Here is a 4106-nt window from a genome sequence, read left to right as displayed (position 1 = left end):
GTACCCAGGAGCGCACCGACTCCACGCCGTAGCCGAGCTGACGGGCCACCCGCGCTACCGTGCCCTGCTCGGTGCCCAGCTCTTCGCGCAGCGTGCGGACCATCCGCACCGCAGCAGCCTTCTCCTCCGAGCTGTAACGGCGCGTCGTGGGCTTCCCAGGCGACTGTTCCTTCGGCATACCTGCATCCTCGTTTCCAAGGTCAGGAGCCTCCAGCATTTCCAGGGCGATTCAGTCCTCGCGAACGGCTTCGGTCTTGTAGAGCCCTATGGTCGTCTCGGCCAGAGCGTTGTCGAAGGCATCCCCGACCGTGTCGACCGAGGCCACCAGACCGGACAACGCGAGTGTTTCCCCGAACCGCACCGACGTGTACTGCGAGCCGGCGTCGCTGTGATGAATAGTATTGCCCAAAAACGGATTAACCTCATCGATACGAAGTTGAGCGCCATGGCGTATCGCCTGGCGCACGAAGCGGTCCTCCTTGCTGGCCGAGCAGGTCCATCCCACGATCCGGCCCGCGTAGGCGTCGATGGCGAACGCGGTGTAGACAAAGGCTGCGTTGGACAGGCGCACGTAGGTGAAGTCGGCCACCAGCAGCACGTTGGGGCGGGCACTCGGAACTGGCGCTTGACCAGATCAGCGGCCCGCGCTGCGGCCGGATCGGCGATGGTCGTGCGCACCTTCTTGCAGCGGCGCACACCCTGCCAGCCGTTGACCCGCATGAGGCGCTCGACGGTGCAACGGGCCACCGCGATGCCCTGGCGCCGCAGGTGAGCCCACATCTTGGTGGCCCCGTACAGCGACACCGGCTTACGCCGACCATGCTCGTCAGGCTCGTAGAAGCCGGCCAGCACCTCGGTGATCACGGTGTCCCACAGCGCCCGCGCGGACGGGGGCCTGCTCAGCCAGGCGTAGAAGGTTCTCGGGGCGATCTGGCAGCCATGCTCGGTCAGCACGCGGCAGATCGGAGCGACCCCGAACCGAGCGCGATGCTCGGCGATGAACGCACAGATCAGTGATGTCGCGGGTCGCTCTCCCGCACGAAGAAACTTCTTGCCGCCTTGAGGATTTCGATGGTTATCTGAGGCCGACAGCGTTCTGTCGATGATGTAAAGGACACGCGGTCCTGGGTGCGCCGAAATCCGTTGTGGACTGGTTATCTTCGGTGTCTGTGACGGGGCAGGGATTGATGGTGCAGCGGGTGGCGATGCCGTTCGGCGATTCGCGGTCGTGGACGTTGACCGACAAGGGTTCGGTGGTGGAGTCGGCGGAGTCGTTCCTGGCGCATCTGCATGCGATTGAGCACTCACCGAATACGGTCAAGGCCTATGCCCACGATCTGCGGGACTGGTTTGAGTTCCTCGAGCAGCACGGCCTGGTGTGGTCGGCGGTGCGGCTGGAGGATGTGGGGCGGTTCGTGGCCTGGCTGCGGCTGCCGGCGGGGTCGCGGGCCGGCAATGTGACCGCGTTGCCGACGGCGGCGAGCACGTGCTCGGAGTCGACGGTGAACCGGAAGCTGTCGGCGGTTTCGACGTTTTACGAGTTTCAGCAGCGGCACGGCGTGGACCTGGGCGATCTGCTGGTGGCCTGGCAGCGACGCGGCACACGCGGCGGATCCTGGCGGCCGTTGCTGGCGCACTTGGGCTCTCGGCCGGAACGCACCCGCCGCATCGGTCTGCGCGCCGAGCGGCGGATCCCCGGCACGCTCGACGGCGAGCAGGTCGCGGAGATTGTCGCGGCGTGTGATCGGTTGCGGGACGGGTTCCTGTTCACGCTGCTCGCCGAGAGCGGGCTGCGGGTCGGTGAGGCACTGGGGTTGCGGCACAGCGACATCGATGCCGCCTCCCGGTTGGTCACGGTGACGCCGCGAGACAACGGCAACGGGGCGCGGGCCAAGGGCGGTGGTCGTCAGGTGCCGGTGGCCGCGCGGGTGATTCGCCTCTATTCCGACTATCTGCACAGCGAGTACGGCGAGCTGGACAGCGACTACGTGTTCGTCAACCTGTGGTCCGGCCCGGCCGGAAGGCCATTGACGTATCCGAGTGTCTATGACCTGACTTGCCGGATCCGCAAGAGGACCGGGATCGTGTTCGGGCCGCATATGTTTCGGCATACCTACGCCACCGAACTGTTGCGCCGCGGCGTCGCAGTCGAGGTAGTCGCCAAATTGCTGGGGCACACTTCGGTCACCACAACCAGCGACACCTACGCCCACCTGAAGATCGAGGACGCCCGGCGAGCGTTGGTGGCGGCGGGCTGGCTGGCGAACGAGGACGTGCAGCGGTGAGTGTCGCGGCGCTGGCGACCCAGACCGATATCGGCCTGCATGGGCGCCTGGAGGCGTTGGTGCGCCCCGAGTTCCGAGTTGATGTGCTGGTGCCGGCAGCGGGCGATCCGATCCTGGGCACGCCCGCCTGCGAGGTCACCGGCTGCGTGCACTCCAGTCGCTACGGCGGGCTGTGTCTGGCTCACCTGGGGCGGTGGAAGCGCGACGGCCGTCCCGACCGGCAGGCGTGGGCGGCGTCGGCGGATCCGGCCGTGATGGGGCACCGGCCGCTGCAGCCGTGCCGGGTCACCGGTTGCGGATACGGGCAGCACCGGTACCAGTTGTGCTATCGGCATTCCCGCGCGTGGGACAAGGCCGGCCATCCGAGCGGTGAACAGTGGGCTCAACCGCTGGCCAGCACTGCGGCCGTGTGCGCGCTTCCGGGGTGCGCGTTGTGGGCCGAGCTGGACGGCGGCTGGTGCCGTTCGCACCACGTGCGGTGGCGACAGCGTGGCCGCCCTGCGGCTGCGGAGTTCATCGCCTACTGCGCCAGTTACGGCGAAGACCACTTCGACTTCCGGCCGCTGCCACCACAATTGCGGCTCGAAGTCCAGTATGCGATCCAATGCCGGGTCGATGCCAACCGCACTCGCACCACACCGCGGTCGATCAAACCGCTGCTGGACCATCTCGCCGCCGACGGCGCCGCGTCGCTGCAGGACCATCCCACCGAGGGCTGGCTGGCCCGCCTGCCCGCTGCCGCATCGACCACCTCGCCACGCGCGTTCCTGGGCTACGCGATCGACTGCCTGCTCGATGTCCGCGACGGCACCGGGTGGGACAGCGAGTACCAGCGCGACGTGTGGCTGCTGCGACGGATCGGGGTCGCCGCTGGCCACGGTGCGCGGCTGGACTTCACGCCGATCGAGCCTCATTGGCTGCGGGAGTTGACCAAACGCTGGTGCCGGTGGCGCATATCCTGCGGTATCGGGCTGGGGCAGCTGCGCAAGGATCTCATCGCGATGATCCGACTGTCGCGGCTGACACCCGGACTCGCCGGCTCTGCCACAGTCGCCGGACTCGACCGGGCGCCGCTGGAGGCTTACCTGGCTGCGCTGGTGATCGAGGTCCCGCACGCGAAGACCCGCAGCAGTGACATCAGTTCGGCCACAGGGTTTCTGCGCGCCGTGCGCCAGCACCGCTGGGCGCGACTGCCCGCCGAGGCCGAGCTGTATCCCAGCGACCATCCTCGCCGCGCCGAAGCGTCAGCACCGCGTGCGATCCCCGAATTTGTGATGAACCAGCTCGAAAGCACCGACAACCTCGTCCGCCTCACCGATCCGCGGATCCGGCTGCTGGTAGAGATCCTCATCCGCACCGGACTGCGCATCGGCGACGCCACCCAACTGACGCTGGACTGCCTGATCCGCGACCACCAGGGCGCGGTCTACCTGCGTTACCGCAACCACAAGATGCGCCGCGACGCGATGGTCCCCATCGATGACGAACTCACCACCACGATCGAAGCCCAACAAGTCGGCGCCCGGCAGCGGTTCCCCGACACCGCCGTGCTGCTGCCGCGTGGACACGCCAACCCCGACGGCCGATTCCCCATCCACACAGGAACTTTCGACATGCGGCTCAAGCGATGGCTGACCGACATCGCGGTCACCGACGAACTCGGCCGCCCGGTCAAGGTCACACCCCACCAGTTCCGGCACACCTACGCCACCCGGCTGATCAACAACGACGTGCCCCAAGAAGTTGGACCGCCCCAGGTTTTGTTCCGATCTTTATAGGAGGATCGAGAACATGCCCCGTCAGTATTCGCCGGAGTTTCGG

3 protein-coding genes and 1 pseudogene are annotated in these 4106 nt (G+C 67.1%); 2 read left to right on the top strand and 2 right to left on the bottom strand.

Features of this window, described 5'->3' with window-relative positions:
- Window positions 1-178: transposase (locus CQY20_RS33285; protein ID WP_474630430.1), on the bottom strand; the 178-nt coding region annotated here is incomplete at its 3' end.
- 54 nt (window positions 179-232) lie between these two features.
- A pseudogene (locus tag CQY20_RS33280) lies at window positions 233-1076 on the bottom strand (IS3 family transposase); the annotation flags it as partial.
- Window positions 1077-1187: 111 nt separating this feature from the next.
- Here CQY20_RS33280 and CQY20_RS33275 point away from each other — a divergent pair.
- Both CQY20_RS33275 and CQY20_RS33270 read left to right on the top strand, forming a co-directional pair.
- Window positions 1188-2285, top strand: coding sequence for a tyrosine-type recombinase/integrase (locus CQY20_RS33275; protein WP_097945532.1), 1098 nt, complete (start codon window positions 1188-1190; stop codon window positions 2283-2285).
- Window positions 2282-4063 (top strand): tyrosine-type recombinase/integrase, encoded by a 1782-nt coding sequence (locus CQY20_RS33270; RefSeq protein WP_234816536.1) that lies wholly within the window; start codon window positions 2282-2284, stop codon window positions 4061-4063. The genes CQY20_RS33275 and CQY20_RS33270 overlap by 4 nt, the downstream gene beginning before the upstream one ends.
- Window positions 4064-4106 lie beyond the last annotated feature (43 nt).

The sequence above is a fragment of the Mycolicibacterium agri genome (genome assembly GCF_002553505.1).
GTDB classification, from domain to species: domain Bacteria; phylum Actinomycetota; class Actinomycetes; order Mycobacteriales; family Mycobacteriaceae; genus Mycobacterium; species Mycobacterium agri.
Note: the sequence above shows the minus strand (reverse complement) of the source record. Positions and strands in the feature narration are given on the sequence as shown.

Bases quoted from the DNA above. Each gene is read 5' to 3' on its own strand.
- CQY20_RS33275 (WP_097945532.1), top strand. From the start codon at position 1,188: ATGGTGCAGCGGGTGGCGATGCCGTTCGGCGATTCGCGGTCGTGGACG.